This window comes from Streptococcus bouchesdurhonensis (assembly GCF_948472335.1).
The window spans coordinates 533,404-549,708 of the sequence record NZ_CAOKTW010000001.1 but is presented as its reverse complement, the minus strand read 5'-3'; the positions used below and the strand labels follow the sequence as shown (position 1 = coordinate 549,708).

12 protein-coding genes are annotated in these 16,305 nt (G+C 39.3%); 8 read left to right on the top strand and 4 right to left on the bottom strand.

The features are described from left to right. The first annotated feature begins 367 nt into the window (after nt 1-367). Nucleotides 368-7,621 (top strand): Ig-like domain-containing protein, encoded by a 7,254-nt coding sequence (locus QMQ21_RS02645; RefSeq protein WP_261813855.1) that lies wholly within the window; start codon nt 368-370, stop codon nt 7,619-7,621. A 180-nt stretch (nt 7,622-7,801) separates the two neighbouring features. Here the strand turns inward: QMQ21_RS02645 and QMQ21_RS02640 are convergent, their stop codons facing one another. Then, nucleotides 7,802-8,158: a DUF3397 domain-containing protein gene (locus QMQ21_RS02640; protein ID WP_020903161.1), complete on the bottom strand. Its 357-nt coding sequence runs from the start codon at nt 8,156-8,158 to the stop codon at nt 7,802-7,804. A 91-nt stretch (nt 8,159-8,249) separates the two neighbouring features. On the opposite strand from QMQ21_RS02640, the gene mnmL reads away from it, so the two are divergent. Genes mnmL through QMQ21_RS02615 form a run of 5 tightly spaced genes read left to right on the top strand, consistent with a single transcriptional unit; the run spans nt 8,250 to nt 12,948 of the window. Continuing rightward, entirely contained in the window at nt 8,250-9,206 is a 957-nt protein-coding gene (mnmL, locus tag QMQ21_RS02635) for a tRNA modification radical SAM protein MnmL/YtqA (RefSeq protein ID WP_025169866.1), read from the top strand. Next, on the top strand, nt 9,190-9,747 hold the full coding sequence (mnmM, locus tag QMQ21_RS02630) for a tRNA 5-(aminomethyl)-2-thiouridylate-methyltransferase MnmM (RefSeq protein ID WP_020902457.1): 558 nt from the start codon (nt 9,190-9,192) through the stop codon (nt 9,745-9,747). The genes mnmL and mnmM overlap by 17 nt, the downstream gene beginning before the upstream one ends. Beyond that, nucleotides 9,740-9,994: a hypothetical protein gene (locus QMQ21_RS02625; protein WP_000361085.1), complete on the top strand. Its 255-nt coding sequence runs from the start codon at nt 9,740-9,742 to the stop codon at nt 9,992-9,994. The genes mnmM and QMQ21_RS02625 overlap by 8 nt, the downstream gene beginning before the upstream one ends. An 11-nt stretch (nt 9,995-10,005) precedes the next feature. Continuing rightward, the gene (locus QMQ21_RS02620; protein WP_261813853.1) at nt 10,006-12,060 is read left to right on the top strand and encodes a cation:proton antiporter; all 2,055 of its coding nucleotides are present in this window, start codon (nt 10,006-10,008) and stop codon (nt 12,058-12,060) included. A gap of 27 nt (nt 12,061-12,087) precedes the next feature. Then, nucleotides 12,088-12,948: a YihY/virulence factor BrkB family protein gene (locus QMQ21_RS02615; RefSeq protein ID WP_261813852.1), complete on the top strand. Its 861-nt coding sequence runs from the start codon at nt 12,088-12,090 to the stop codon at nt 12,946-12,948. 78 nt (nt 12,949-13,026) lie between these two features. Here the strand turns inward: QMQ21_RS02615 and queA are convergent, their stop codons facing one another. After that, nucleotides 13,027-14,055, bottom strand: a complete 1,029-nt coding sequence (queA, locus tag QMQ21_RS02610; protein WP_001090137.1) for a tRNA preQ1(34) S-adenosylmethionine ribosyltransferase-isomerase QueA — start codon at nt 14,053-14,055, stop codon at nt 13,027-13,029. Between the two features lie 150 nt (nt 14,056-14,205). On the opposite strand from queA, the gene QMQ21_RS02605 reads away from it, so the two are divergent. Then, a complete protein-coding gene (locus tag QMQ21_RS02605; RefSeq protein ID WP_049516047.1) occupies nt 14,206-14,913 on the top strand; it encodes a glucosamine-6-phosphate deaminase in 708 nt (235 codons plus the stop codon). Nucleotides 14,914-15,116: 203 nt separating this feature from the next. Here QMQ21_RS02605 and QMQ21_RS02600 read toward each other — a convergent pair whose 3' ends face one another. Beyond that, nucleotides 15,117-15,701 carry a rhomboid family intramembrane serine protease gene (locus QMQ21_RS02600; RefSeq protein ID WP_023945626.1) on the bottom strand — a complete coding sequence of 195 codons (585 nt, stop codon included), beginning with the start codon at nt 15,699-15,701 and terminating at the stop codon, nt 15,117-15,119. 212 nt (nt 15,702-15,913) lie between these two features. Here QMQ21_RS02600 and rpsU point away from each other — a divergent pair, with 212 nt between their 5' ends. After that, nucleotides 15,914-16,090, top strand: a complete 177-nt coding sequence (gene rpsU, locus QMQ21_RS02595; protein ID WP_000048054.1) for a 30S ribosomal protein S21 — start codon at nt 15,914-15,916, stop codon at nt 16,088-16,090. A gap of 62 nt (nt 16,091-16,152) precedes the next feature. On the opposite strand, the gene QMQ21_RS02590 is transcribed toward rpsU, so the two are convergent. Continuing rightward, nucleotides 16,153-16,278, bottom strand: a complete 126-nt coding sequence (locus QMQ21_RS02590) for a hypothetical protein (RefSeq protein WP_031236876.1) — start codon at nt 16,276-16,278, stop codon at nt 16,153-16,155. Nucleotides 16,279-16,305: the final 27 nt, after the last annotated feature.

Here is a 16,305-nt window from a genome sequence, read left to right as displayed (position 1 = left end):
TATTTGTTGGCTCTTTTTCTATGTCTAAAAATGTAAGAAAGAATTTTTGGTGGTAAAAGATTATTTCTAGTTTACTTTTTGATTTTACATTATGTTAAGATAAGAAAAAATATTTTTGTTTGAGATAGTAAAAAGCTATTCTTTTTTAAAATGTCAAGTAGAGTCCGATGTCGTATTTGTTATAATAAATTTCGCTACGATACTCTCTGGAAATTCTCCAATTTTTATAAAAACCAATCCAAAACATTGTTTTTATCTGTATTCGATTGACAAATTTTTTATTGGTTATAAAATCGTATTATAAGATAAATATAATAAGTAGCTTGCTATCAGACAAAATGAAAGCGGTTACCAATAGGAGGATTACATGCAAAAAGGTAATTGGAACAAAAAGAGAGTCTATAGTATTCGAAAATTTTCAGTCGGTGCTTGCTCTGTGCTTATTGGAACATGTGCTCTATTATTGGGGGCGAGCCTTAGTCAGGCTTCTTCGGTATATGCCAACGAAAATACTGAAGAGATTGTGTCAACAAATAGGATTGAGCACCAACCTGAAAACAAGGTAGTTACTGATTTTTCAAGTGAACATAAAGCTGAAGGAGTTATGACTGAAAAAGCCAGTGAGCAACCTGTTAAAGCTGAAAATGTATCTCTAATGGAAAATGCGGATGGTAGTGATACTACAGTTAAACCTCAAGCAGAGCAACCTTTAGTTTCAGCGGCTAATAATCAAGTAGTTCCCTCAGAAGAAGGTAAGGCTGAAGTCGAAAACAAAACAGAAGAAGCGAACAAGCCTGAGGATAGCAAGAAGCTTGAAGAAACAAATAAGACTGAGGTAACGGATAAATCTGAAGATAAAAATAAATCTGAGGATAAGAAGAAATTTGAAGAAACAAATAAAGCAGAATCACAAGATCGTTCTGTTTCAAAAGATAAGCAAGAATTCAAATCTGCTACGAATGAAGTAGTTGATAAGTTAATTGAAGATAGAAACATTTCCTTCAACCAGAATTGGCACTTTAAACTAAATGCCAATGCAAAGGAAGCTGTTAAACCAGACGCAGATATTACTTCATGGAAAAAAATGGATCTTCCTCATGACTGGAGTATTCATTTTGATTTTGACCATGATTCTCCAGCTCAAAACGAGGGTGGTCAACTGAATGGTGGAGATGGCTGGTATCGGAAAACCTTTAAGTTAGACGAAAAGGACTTAAATAAAGATGTTCGTGTAACCTTTGATGGAGTTTACATGGATTCACAAGTATTCGTCAATGGTCAACTAGTTGGTCACTATCCAAACGGTTACAATCAATTTTCATATGACATTAGTAACTATCTCCATAAAGATGGGCGAGAAAATGTTATTTCTGTTCATGCAGTTAATAAGCAACCAAGTAGTAGATGGTATTCAGGAAGTGGTATCTATCGAGACGTATCATTACAAGTAACAGACAAGATTCATGTTGAAAAAAATGGGACAACTATTTTAACTCCAAAACTAGAAAGTCAACAAGGAGGAAAAGTTGAAACCCAAGTAAGCAGTAAAATTGTTAATACAGACAATAAAGACCATGAAATTGTAGCAGAGTATCAAATTTTTGAACGAGGTGGGAAGGCAGTTACAGAACTTGTTCGAACTGAGAGTAAAACTCTAAAAGCAAAACAAACCCTTCATTTGGATTCAGCATTAGAAGTTGAAAAACCAAAATTGTGGACAGTGTCATCTGATAAACCTGCTTTATATGAGATGGTAACTCGTGTTTATAAAGATGGTCAGCTTGTAGATGCTAAAAAAGATTTATTTGGTTATCGCTACTATAACTGGACTCCAGACCAAGGATTCTCTTTGAACGGTGAACACATCAAGTTCCATGGAGTTTCCTTGCACCATGATCACGGAGCGTTAGGAGCAGAAGAAAACTATAAGGCAGAATACCGTCGTCTGAAACAGATGAAGGAAATGGGAGTGAATTCGATTCGTACGACTCACAATCCAGCAAGTCCTCAGACCTTGCAAATTGCAGCCGAGCTTGGTTTGCTAGTTCAGGAAGAAGCCTTTGACACTTGGTATGGCGGTAAGAAACCATACGACTATGGTCGTTTCTTTGAAAAAGATGCTACCCATCCAGAGGCAAGAAAAGGTGAAAAATGGTCTGATTACGATCTTCGAACAATGGTAGAAAGAGATAAAAACAATCCTGCTGTTGTCATGTGGTCTATTGGTAACGAAATCGGTGAAGCAGATGGGAAAGCCCATTCACTAGCAACTGTCAAACGTTTGGTGAAAGTGGTGAAATCTGTTGATAAGACACGCTATGTAACCATGGGAGCTGATAAATTCCGTTTCGGAGATGGAACTGGGGACCATGAAAAGATTGCAGATGAACTGGATGCAGTTGGATTGAATTACTCTGAAGAAAATTATCAAACTCTTCATGCGAAACATCCGAAATGGCTCATTTATGGTTCAGAAACATCTTCAGCAACTCGTACAAGAGGAAGTTATTTCCATCCAGAGAGTGAGTGGGTAGGAAGTAACCAATATTGGCGTAATTACGAACAATCCGATTATGGTAATGATCGTGTTGGTTGGGGTAAAACTGCTACAGCATCATGGACCTTCGATAGAGATCATCCAGGCTATGCTGGACAATTCATTTGGACCGGTACGGATTATATTGGTGAACCAACACCATGGCACAATCAAAATAGTACACCAGTAAAAAGTTCCTACTTTGGTATTGTTGATACCGCAGGTATTCCAAAAAATGACTATTATCTCTACCAAAGTCAGTGGGTTTCTGCCAAGAAAAAACCAATGGTTCATTTACTTCCTCACTGGAACTGGGAAAAGACTGAATTGGCCGACAATGTTGCAGATGCTGAAAATCGAATCCCAGTTAGAGCTTATTCCAATGCTGCTAGTGTTGAGTTGTTCTTAAATAATGAGTCACTAGGTCTTAAAAAATTCAACAAAAAACAAACAAGTGACGGTCGTACATATCAAGAAGGTGAAAATCCTCAAGAGCTATACTTGGAGTGGAAAGTCGCTTATAAACCAGGAACTTTGGAAGCGGTAGCTCGAGATGAGTCTGGCAAGGAAATTGCTCGTGATAAGATTGTAACTGCTGGTGAACCTGCAGGTGTCCGTTTGGTTAAGGAAGAAAATGCAATCGCTGCAGATGGAAAAGATTTGACTTATATCTATTACGAAATTGTAGATAGCAAGGGTAATGTTGTGCCAACTGCTAACAATCTAGTTCACTTCCAACTTCATGGACAAGGTCAACTGGTTGGTGTGGATAATGGTGAGCAAGCTAGTCGTGAACGTTATAAAGAACAAGCAGATGGTTCTTGGATTCGTAGAGCCTTTAATGGTAAAGGGGTAGCGATTGTTAAATCGACTGATCAAGCAGGTAAATTTACCCTTACAGCATATTCAGGCTTGTTGAAATCAGATCAAGTTACAGTTTTTACAGGTAAGTCAGACCAGTCAGAAAAAACTGTTTTAGGAACAGAAATACCAAAAGTTCGGACAGTTTTAGGTCAAAAACTTAAAATGCCTCAGACAGTGCCATTTGTCTATAGTGATGGTAGTCGTGAAAAACGTCCTGTAACCTGGTCTAAAGCAGATGTCAGTCAAGCTGGAATTGTAACTATAAAAGGTGTGTCTGATGGGCGTGAAGTTGAGGCTCGTGTTGAAGTTCTTACAATTGCAAATGAACTTCCAGCTGTTAAACGCATGGCACCTGGAACAGACTTGAGCTCTGTGGATAAACTTGTTTCACTTGTTTCATCAGATGGTCGTATTCACAATTACGAAGTTGAAAATTGGGAAATTTCACCAGAAGATCAAGAGAAGTTGTCTACTCCAGGGGCACATATCCAGATGACTAGCCAATTGGGAGATAGAACTATCCACGCTACTTTGATAGTTGATGATGGTAAGGAATTGGCTCAAGTTACACCAACTATAGCAGTAGGTGGTGAAAGCGTTACGGAACTTTCAAATGAACATCCTGTCCATTATCATAAACTTTCTTATGGTGCAAAAATTCCAGAAGTCAGTGCTAGTGCTGAAAATGCTGATGTGAAGGTCGTTCAGGCAAATGAGTCAAATGGAATGCGTGCTAGTATCTATGTTCAACCTAAAGATGGTGGACAATTACAAACTTATGCGGTTCAGTTCCTTGTTGATTCTCCACAAATTGAAAGCTTGAGTCTCAGAGTGGATCAAGCTGCTAGTCTCAAAGAAGATCAAACTGTTAAAATGACAGTTTTAGCCCGTTATCAGGATGGAACTGAAGCTGTTTTACCAACCGATAAGGTGACTTTCTCAAGCCAAGGCGAGGGAGGAGTCTCTGTTAATAAGGGAATGCTAGAGTTGCATAAACCAGGTAGCCTCACTTTACAAGCTCAATATGAAGGTGCAAAGGGAGAACTTCCTCTAACGATTGCAGCAAATACTGAAGAGAAAGTCGTCCAGGCTATTCGTCCAGTTAACCTTGTGACAGATTTGCACCAAACACCAAATCTTCCATCGACAGTAACAGTTGAGTACGATAAAGGATTTCCAAAAGTTCATAAGGTGGTTTGGGATACGATTCCATCTGAAAAATTAAATCACTATCATACTTTCGAAGTTCTTGGTAAGGTTGAAGGATTGAATCAAGAAGCGCGTGCGACAGTATCAGTAGAAGGAATTGTATCAGTTGAAGATGTGAGCATTACAACACCAATTGCTGAAGCACCAAGCTTGCCAGAGAGTGTCCGTACTTATTATTCAAATGGCCAAGTATCTTCAGCTAAGGTGGCTTGGGATACTATTGATGCAAGCCAGTATGCAAAAGAAGTAATCTTTACTGTAACAGGCCATGTGGAGGGAACGCAGCTGACAACGAAATTACATGTTCGTGTATCCAATCAAACAGAAATTGGCAATAATATTTCAGATCAATGGACAGGTTCAGAATTACCACTTGCCTTTGCATCAGATTCTCATTCTTATGACCCAGTATCTAATGTAAATGATAAAGTGATTTCTTACGGTGATCAGCCTGCAAATCGTTGGTCAAACTGGAAACGTTCTGAAGAAGCTTCAGTAGGGGTACTCTTTGGAGATTCAGGTATTTTGACAAAACGTTCGGTTGATAACTTGAATGTAGCCTTTTATGAAGATAGTGGTGTAGGTGCTCCAAAATCTTACGTCATTGAGTATTATGTTGGTGAAAAAGCTCCAACTGCACCGAAGAATCCTGGTTATGTAGAGGGTGAAAACCACGTATTTAATGACAGTAAAAATTGGAAACCAGTCACAAATCTTAAGGCTCCAGATCAGTTAAAAGCAGGAGAAATGAATCATTTCAGTTTTGACAAGGTAGATACCTACGCGGTACGTATTCGCATGACCAGAGCTGATGATAAACTTGGAACATCCATTACAGAATTACAAGTTTTCTCTAAAAAGGTAGCACCAGCTAAAGAGGCAACTACTAAGATTAAGGTGGCTGGAAAAGATCTTCCTCACTTTAATCCAGACTTAACAGATTACTATTTAGACTATAGTGATGGAAAAATTCCAGAAGTAACAGCTAGTATCACAAATAATGGCCTTGCTACAGTGGTTCCTAGCGTGAAAGAGGGCGATCCTGTCCGTGTTATTGTGAAAGCAGAAAATGGCGATATTCTTGGAGAATACAACCTTCACTTTACAAAAGATAAAGACTTGTTGGCTCGTAAACCAATTGCTGCTGCTAAACAGTCTCAATTGTTGCAACTGGGTCAACCTTTGGAATTGCCAAATAAGGTTCCTGTTTATTTCGCAGGTAAGAGCGGTTATGACGTAAAAGATTTGGCAGTTGAATGGGAAACAGTTCCTGCTTCTACCCTAAGCAAGGCTGGAGAATATACAATTAAAGGCCATGTAGTTGGTAGTGAAGTCCCAGTAGAATTATCTGTTCGAGTAACGGACAAGGTCGGTAGATCACTTTCTGATAATCCAGATTATCTTGCTACTCATAGTCAGGCTTTTGCTTCAGCTACTAATGATTTGGATGATAATTCGAACGACCGTGTAGACTATTTAAATGATAATGACCGAAATCAAGACAACCGTTGGACAAACTGGTCCGCTACTCCATCTGCTAATCCAGAAGTATCAGTTGGTGTTATCTTTAAAAAGAATGGTAAAATTGTGGATAGAAAGGTTTCACAAGCTAAACTAAACTTCTTTGCAGATAGTGGAACAGATGCCCCAGCTAAACTCGTATTGGAACGATACATCGGTCCTGACTTTGATGTTCCGGTTTACTATTCAAACTACAGCTACGAATCAAATCATCCATTTAATAACCCTGATAATTGGGAACTTGTTCCTTATTATGCAGACAAAGAAATTCAAGCTGGAGACGAGATCAATGTAACATTTAAACCTGTAACTACCAAAGCTATGAGATGGCGTATGGACAGAAAAGAAGATAAAAATGGTGTTGCACTAACTGAATTAAGTTTCCGAGCTCCAAGTGAGCTTGCAAAAGAGAGCACAGAGGGAAGAATTTTAGTAGATGGTAAAGAGCTTCCTGACTTCTCTGAAAATCGTTTCGATTATGAATTGATTTATAAAGGGGAACGTCCAAAAATCACTGTAGAAGGGAAAGATCAAGTTACATCTACAATTGTGGATAGTGGAAAAGAAAATCTTCCTGTATTAGTCCGTCTGGTATCAGAGAGTGGTAAGAATGTCAAAGAATACCGAATTAAATTGACTAAGGAAAAAGTGATAGATGGAAAACTTGTAGCTCCTGCTCAATATGACTTGCCTAGTCTTGAAGTGGTAGACAAAGAATTAAACTTCCAAACTCTTGAACAAAAAGACGATACTCTGCTTGAAGGAGAAGTTCGCCTATTGCAAGAAGGTAAAGTTGGTAAGGAACGTATCTATACAGAAGTAACGACTGATGGCAAGCACGAAGAAAAATCACGTGAGATTCTGGAAGAACCTGTAAATAGAATTCTGTTGGTAGGTACTAAGAAGAAAACAAGTAACATTGAGACACCTGCGGGTGGACATCAAGACAATGGTAGCAGTCAACCTACGGAACAAAAACCAGGAGCAAATCCGAATCCAAATATTCTCATTCCAAATCCATCAAATAATGGTGTGACAAGTAACAGTTCAGATTTTAAAAATCATCTATCAGTTGCTCCGAACATTGTGATACAAGCTCCTGCTAAAGAAAGCCAAAAACCTGGCTGGGCCAAGGAAGATGGTAAATGGTATTATCGTCAACAAAATGGAGACTTGGCTAAGGGTTGGGTCAAAGATGGAGACACTTGGTATTACTTTGATCAAACAGGAAAAATGGAAACTGGCTGGATTAAAGATCAATCAGGTGCATGGTATTACTTGAATCAATCAGGGGCTATGTCATCTAATGAGTGGATTTTGGATCAAGATGGTAAGTGGTACTATGTTGATGCATCGGGTTCGATGAAGACAAGTCAATGGTTCCAAGTTGGAGACAAATGGTATTATGTTGATGAAAATGGAGCTCTTGCTGTCAATACAGTAACTCCGGATGGATATCAAGTAAATGAAAATGGTGAGTGGGTAGGATAAGATTGATTTGAGGAATGTAACTTTCTCATTAAGATTTATTCTGTGCAGTGTTCCCAAGCGAGACAAGAGAAGTATCGCTTGGAAACGCTCTGCTCAAACGATTTTTAAACCAGAAAAAAGGATTTAACCCATGTCGAATGGGTTAAATCCTTTATTTTTTATGTCTCATATAAGATTCAGCTAGAGAGCCATCAATTCAACAATCATCTCGATATACATGACAAGGGTTAATAAAAATCCTGCACGCCAGAAGAATTTGATGAATTTAGGATAGTAAAAGCTACGTTTTTTCAAAAGGAAGAAAAAGACGAGAATAATGGCTAGGACTGAGAGGGCTAGGCCCAGTCTAGGGAGGAAATTATGGGTAAAGGTTTTAGCTGTAATAAGGTAATATTCAAATACCAAGACTGGAAAAGCCAAATCCGCAAAGTTTCGTCCTAGTTTTTTTAATCTAAAAAGTTTGGTTATGATAATGCAGACGACCAAGGTCAGTATCAATAATAAAATAGATGCTAATTTCATTAAAATCATACCCATATTGTATCATAAAAAATCGCTAATGGAAACGAGAAACAGAGGAATTTATAGGAAAGTCAGGCTTTTGAGATTGTAGATGTTTTTTGTTATAATGAAAGTTATGAAATCTTATAACACCTTGAATGATTATTATCGAAAACTCTTTGGAGAAAAGACCTTTAAAGTCCCGATTGATGCGGGATTTGACTGTCCCAATCGTGATGGGACTGTGGCTCATGGAGGCTGTACTTTTTGTACGGTTTCAGGTTCTGGAGATGCTATCGTAGCACCGGATGCGCCTATCCGTGAGCAATTTTATAAGGAAATTGACTTTATGCACCGTAAGTGGCCGGATGTTCAGAAATATCTGGTTTATTTTCAAAATTTTACCAACACCCATGAAAAGGTGGAAGTGATTCGGGAGCGATATGAACAGGCTATCAACGAGCCAGGTGTGGTAGGAATCAATATTGGAACGCGCCCAGACTGTTTACCAGACGAAACCATTGAATATTTGGCTGAATTATCGGAGCGCATGCATGTGACGGTTGAATTGGGCTTGCAGACCACTTATGAAACAACCTCTGACCTGATTAACCGTGCCCACTCCTATGAATTGTACGTGGAAACGGTCAAGCGTTTGAGAAAGTATCCCAAGATTGAGATTGTTTCTCATTTGATCAACGGACTTCCTGGTGAAACCCATGAGATGATGATTGAAAATGTCCGCCGCTGTGTTACGGACAATGATATTCAAGGGATTAAACTGCACTTGCTCCATCTTATGACAAATACTCGTATGCAACGAGATTACCACGAAGGACGTTTGCAGTTGATGAGTCAGGACGAATATGTCAAGGTTATCTGCGACCAATTGGAAATCATTCCCAAGCATATTGTCATCCATCGAATCACAGGAGATGCACCTAGAGATATGCTGATTGGTCCTATGTGGAGCCTCAATAAATGGGAAGTGCTAAATGCTATTGAAACTGAAATGCGACGTCGTGGAAGCGTTCAAGGATGTAAGGCTGTAAAACAGGAGTTTGAAAATGAAAAGACCACTTGAGATGGCACATGATTTTTTAGCTGAGGTAGTGACAAAAGAGGATATCGTAGTGGATGCGACTATGGGAAATGGTCATGACACGCTTTTTTTAGCCAAGCTAGCTAAGCAAGTCTATGCCTTTGATATTCAGGAGCAAGCCTTGGAAAAGACGCAAGAGCGTTTGAACCAAGCTGGCCTGACAAATGCCCAGTTAATCTTACAAGGCCATGAGACACTGGACCAGTTTGTGACAGAAGTCAAGGCAGGGATTTTTAATCTGGGTTATCTGCCGTCAGCTGATAAGTCCGTCATCACCCAACCTCAGACTACCATTGAAGCCTTAGAAAAGCTGTGTCGTTTGCTGGTCAAAGGTGGACGGATTGCTATCATGATTTACTATGGTCATGAGGGAGGAGATATTGAGCGAGATGCTGTCTTGAATTTTGTTAGCCAGTTGAACCAACAAGAGTACACAGCTGCTATTTACCGAACTTTAAACCAAGTCAACAACCCACCATTTTTAGTAATGATTGAAAAATTAGAGAGATATAGACATGGATAAACAATACCTACGTGAAAAGCTGGATGCCATGCGCCAGAATTTTGTTGAATCAACTCACCATGAACGAGCGGTGGGTGTGTTAGACCAAGCGCATATGAGCAAAAAAATGCTTAAAATCAAGAAAAAATTAGTTGCTCTTGAGATGGAACGGTGTCAGAGAAAAATTGAGCACAAAGATTGTTCCAAGATTGACCAAAAAATCAAAGAGCAGAAGGAGATTTTTGAATCTTGTTGTAAAAAAGATTAAGGAGGACGTGCGTGGAATTATTGATTTACCTCATCCTATTTTTACTGGTTTTGATTGTCTCAAGTACAACCAATAAGCTCCTGCCCTTTTTGCCGCTTCCTTTGGTGCAAATTCTTCTGGGAATTGTGATTGGTCTCTTTTTACCCAATACCGACTTTCACCTCAATACAGAGTTGTTTTTGGCACTGGTTATTGGGCCATTGCTTTTCCGAGAGTCGGAGGAAGCAGATATTACGGCTATTTTAAAACACTGGCGAATCATTGTTTATCTCATATTTCCAGTGATTTTCATCTCGACCCTGAGTTTGGGTGGCTTGGCCCATCTTCTTTGGCTCAGTCTTCCCTTGGCGGCTTGCTTGGCTGTTGGGGCAGCCCTTGGCCCTACGGATTTGGTGGCCTTTGCCTCTCTTTCGGAGCGGTTTAGCTTTCCTAAGCGCGTGTCCAATATCCTTAAAGGTGAAGGACTTTTGAATGATGCTTCTGGCTTGGTTGCCTTTCAGGTAGCTTTGACAGCTTGGACAACTGGAGCCTTTTCCCTTGGCCAAGCGAGTAGTTCGCTCATCTTTTCAATCCTAGGCGGTTTTTTAATTGGCTTTTTAACAGCCATGACCAACCGTTTCCTCCATAGCTTCTTGCTAAGTGTGAGAGCAACGGATATTGCCAGCGAACTTTTATTAGAATTGAGTTTGCCTCTGGTGACCTTCTTCCTAGCAGAAGAAGTCCACGTTTCAGGGATTATTGCCGTTGTAGTTGCTGGGATTTTAAAGGCAAGCCGTTTTAAGAAAATTACGCTCCTCGAAGCACAAGTGGATACAGTAACCGAGACGGTCTGGCATACAGTGAACTTTATGCTCAACGGTTCTGTCTTTGTGATTTTAGGGATGGAGCTGGAAATGATAGCAGAACCTATCTTGACCAATCCAATCTATAATTCCTTACTTTTATTGGTATCTCTTATAGCCCTTACATTTGTCCTCTTTGCCATTCGTTTTGTCATGATTTATGGCTATTATGCCTATAGGACTAGACGTCTCAAGAAAAAGCTAAATAAGTATATGAAGGACATGCTTCTTTTGACTTTCTCAGGTGTCAAGGGAACGGTGTCAATTGCTACGATCCTTCTGATACCAAGTAATCTAGAGCAGGAGTATCCTCTCTTACTTTTCCTTGTCGCAGGTGTGACGCTTGTAAGCTTTTTAACAGGCCTCGTGGTCTTGCCTCATCTTTCTGATGAACAGGAAGAAAGCAAGGATTATCTCATGCATATCGGCATTTTGAATGAAGTAACGCTAGAGTTGGAAAAAGAGTTGGAAGGCACCAGAAATAAACTTCCCCTCTATGCGGCTATTGACAATTACCATGGACGTATTGAAAATCTCATCCTGAGTCAAGAAAATAAGGGGGCTCAAGAAGACTGGGAGGCTTTAAAACTTCTCATCCTCAGTATTGAAAGTGATGGTTTAGAACAGGCTTACGAAGAAGGCAAGATGAGTGAGCGTGCTTATCGGGTTTACCAACGTTATTTGAAAAACATGGAACAAGGTATCAATCGCAAGTTTGCTTCACGTTTGACCTATTATTTCCTTGTTTCCTTGCGGATTTTACGTTTTCTCCTTCATGAAGTCTTTACCTTTGGCAAGACCTTCCGTAGTTGGAAAAATGAAGAATCGCAGAAACTCAGAGCCCTTGACTATGACCAAATAGCAGAGCTCTATCTAGAAAATACAGAGATGATTATTGAAAGTTTGGAGAACCTAAAAGGTGTTTATAAGAGTTCCTTGATTAGCTTCATGCAGGATTCTCGTCTCCGAGAAACAGCTATCATCACCAGTGGTGCCTTTGTCGAACGGGTTATCAATCGTGTAAAGCCCAACAATATCGATGAAATGCTGAGAGGCTATTATCTGGAGCGCAAGTTGATTTTCGAATATGAAGAAAAACGATTGATTACGACCAAGTATGCCAAGAAGTTACGACAAAATGTGAATAACTTAGAGAACTATTCCTTGAAGGAAGCTGCCAATACTCTGCCTTATGATATGGTGGAATTGGTAAGAAGAAATTAATCAAGATTATAAGTGAAGGAGTGTGACATGAAAAAGTGGTGGAAAGAGCAGATAGACAAGCCTTTATTAAAAGCTTTTTTGCATTATTATCAAGCATCAGATAGTGAGTTGACCAGTGTTGCTGTAGCCTACTATTGGTTGATTTCGATTTTTCCCCTGCTTTTGGTGGTAGTTAATATCCTCCCATATTTTCAGATTCCAGTTTCTAATTTTTTAAAGGTTGTCAATGAATTCTTGCCGGATACCATGTATGATGTGGTCGCAAAGATCATTACAGAAGTGCTGACCCAACCGTCAACGGGTTTATTGAGTTTTGCGGTTTTGTCAGCCCTCTGGACCTTTTCAAAATCTATGAATTTCCTGCAGAAAGCCTTTAATAAAGCTTACGGAGTATCAAAAAATCGTGGAATGATTTCCCATCAACTCATGAGTTTGTTTGTCAGTTTTGGCTTGCAGATTCTCTTTGCTTTAGCTCTGTTTTTGAGTGTCTTTGGCCGTATGCTCCTCAACCTTGTCAAAAGCTATTGGAAATCGGATAGTCCTCTTTTTGATTATCTGCAAGACCTATCAGGTCCCTTGGTCTATGCCTTGATTTTTGCAATCTTGGTCATGCTTTATTATTTCCTGCCCAATGTTAAGGTCCGACGGATTCGCTATGTGTTGCCAGGTAGTGTCTTTGTCTTGTTGACCCTGGTCTTACTGCTCAATATCTTTTCAGTCTATATTAACAATTATGTCAATCGCCTAGTGGACGTGCGTTTTTTCAGTTCCGTCGTCGTGGTGGTCATGATGTTCTGGTTTATTCTCATCGCTAAGATTTTGATTGTCGGCGCGGTGATCAATGCCAGTGTTCAGAGCTTGAAAGATCCGAGCTTGAGAATAAATTAACTCAATTTTTATCCATAGCAAAACGCATACTATCAAGTTTTTATAATGCCTGATAATATGCGTTTTTTCATTATGAAATTAATAGATAAACATGGCATCGCCAAAACTAAAGAAGCGGTAGTGTTCTTGAATGGCATGGTGGTAGGCATCTAAGACCAATTCACGGCCGGCAAAGGCAGAAACCAACATGACCAGAGTTGATTTTGGCAGGTGGAAGTTGGTTGAGAAGGCATCCACGACCTTCCACTCATACCCAGGTTTGATAAAGATATTGGTCCAGCCAGAATCTGCTTGAATTTGCCCATCAAACTTGGAACCAATAGTCTCCAAAGTGCGGATAGAAGTGGTTCCGACAGCGATGACACGCCCCCCATTTTCCTTAACAGAGCGAAGAGTGGCAGCCGCTTCCTCAGAAAGCTGGTAGAATTCTGAGTGCATTTCGTGTTCGTCCAGATTGTCAACTGAAACGGGTCTAAAGGTTCCTAGTCCGACATGAAGAGTCAGATAGACTAGATGAACACCCTTAGCTTGGATTTCTGCCAGCAGTTCTTTGGTAAAGTGCAGTCCAGCAGTAGGTGCTGCAGCAGAGCCACTTTCCTTGGCGTAGACGGTTTGATAGCGTTCACGATCATCCAGTTTTTCATGGATATAAGGCGGTAGCGGCATTTCACCCAGACTTTCCAAAACTTCTAGGAAAATTCCTTGGTACTCAAAGCGGACAATACGTCCCCCGTGGGTCAATTCTTCTGTCACGACAGCGCTGAGGCGACCATCACCAAAGCTGACACGAGTGCCAACCTTGAGGCGTTTGGCAGGTTTAGCCAGAACCTCCCACTCATCTCCAGCAGTATTTTTGAGCAGGAGAAGTTCCACATGGCCTCCAGTTTCTTCCTTTTGACCATAGAGGCGGGCAGGGAGAACGCGGGTGTCGTTCATAACGAGGGCATCACCAGGTTCCAGCATATCAATAATAGAGTGGAAGTGTTTATCCTGCATTTCTCCCGTCTCACGGTTGACGATGAGGAGTTTAGAGGCGTCCCGTTTTTCAAGGGGCGTTTGGGCAATCAATTCCTCAGGTAAGTGGAAATCAAAATCAGCTGTATTCATATATCTGTTCATTCTTTCTAAGTTCTAATCTTATCCATTATAACATGTTTCAAGTTTGGACGCTCTTTTTTTGAAAATTAAATCGTTTTCACTTGACAAAAATTGGTCTATACCATATAATAAATATAGATTGAAACGGAGGATAAAAAGATGAAAGTTATTAAAGTTGAAAACCAAATCGAGGGTGGAAAAGTTGCTTTTGAGATTTTGAAGGAAAAATTGGCCAATGGAGCTCAAACCCTAGGACTTGCTACAGGAAGTAGCCCACTTGAATTTTACAAGGAAATTGTTGAGAGTGACCTTGATTTTTCAAATTTAACCAGTGTCAACCTTGATGAGTATGTAGGACTTGATGGAGATAATCCACAGTCTTACCGTTACTTCATGCAAGAAAACTTGTTTAACCAAAAACCATTTAAAGAAAGTTTCTTGCCTCGTGGGGTTAAGGACAATGCTGAAGCTGAAGTTGAACGCTACAACCAAATTTTGGCTGACCATCCAGTTGACCTCCAAATCTTGGGAATCGGTCGCAATGGACATATCGGATTTAATGAACCTGGTACTCCATTTGACAGTCAAACGCATCTGGTAGAGCTTGACCAGTCTACTATTGAAGCCAATGCGCGCTTCTTTGACAAGATTGAAGACGTTCCAACTCAAGCCATTTCAATGGGAATTAAAAACATCTTGGATGCCAAGTCAATTATTCTCTTTGCTTATGGTGAGTCGAAAGCAGAAGCCATTGCCGGAACAGTGTCTGGCCCAGTGACTGAGAATCTCCCAGCAAGTAGCCTCCAAAATCACCCTGATGTGACGATCATCGCAGATGCTGAAGCGCTCAGCCTACTTGAAAAATAAAAAGTATAAAAACCACTTGCTCTTTGGAGTGAGTGGTTTTTTACTTCAAATGTTCACTATCCTGCTAAAAGAAATTTTTCTGTAAATTCCCGTAACAGTTGTCGATATTTCATATAAAAAGGTATCCAATAGAAAATTATTAAATGTCTGTAAACTGTGATATAATCGTATTGACTATTTTTTATGATACTATACGATTTTTATTAAGACAGTCGATAGTTGTTGATGCTGGAAACCATGATATAACTGGCAATTCCTGACATGTGAAGAAAGGTTGAAATCCAGCCTGTTATATTTGGTAGAAGCATGGTGAGAGATAGAACGATTAAAAGGATATAAAATAGTTTTAATCCTAAATTGAAATTTTTCCATATACTAAACATATTCATCACCCCACCCGTTACAAAAGCATAGCCAATAGCAGAGATACCCGATGCCTGAATTTCTTGATTCTGTGTTAATATATGGAATACAATTGAAGATATTACCATAGAAGTAATAAAAACTAAAAATACATATTTTGATCCCCTTTTATACTCCAATAGCCCACCAAAAGGAAGTAACATTAAAGTATTTAAAACTAAATGAAACCATATAAACCATACTGGTGCTTCTTTACTTCCATGCATAAATGTACCACTAAAGTATTGCCAACAATAAATTGGCTTTGAATGAAATGCAAATAAATCATACATTACACTTCCCCAAAAGGTAGTAAGAATTCCTAGCAATAAACAAATTACAACTAAAATACTGACCACAGGGTAAATTTTTATGATTCTTTTCATGGTATAGATTCACTTCTAAATAATACTAATTTTTGCTAATCAATATGTGTCACTATTATATCATTTCCATCTATAAATGTTAATCAATTTTAACAAGATTAACAACAAGATTAAAATTGAAGATAATCAAAATTAACCTGCATTTTTTCTTGACAATTATTCCTTTTACGTGTAAAATAGAATAGATCTTGAACTTGAAGGGAGTGAAAAAAATGTCTAAAACAGTAGTACGTAAGAATGAATCTCTTGACGACGCACTTCGTCGTTTCAAACGTGCGGTTACTAAAGCTGGTACTCTTCAAGAAACACGCAAACGTGAATTCTATGAAAAACCTTCTGTAAAACGTAAACGTAAATCAGAAGCAGCTCGTAAACGTAAAAAATTCTAATTAGAAATGAAAGGCTCGAGAAATCTAGTCTTTTTTCTTTTAATACTCTTCGAAAATCAAATTCAAACCATGTCAACGTCGCCTTGCCGTAGGTATATGTAACTGACTTCGTCAGTCTTATCTGTTACCTCAAAACAGTGTTTTGAGCAACCTGCGGCTAGTTTCCTAGTTTGCTCTTTGATTTTCATTGAGTATAAATAAATACTTCAAAGCCT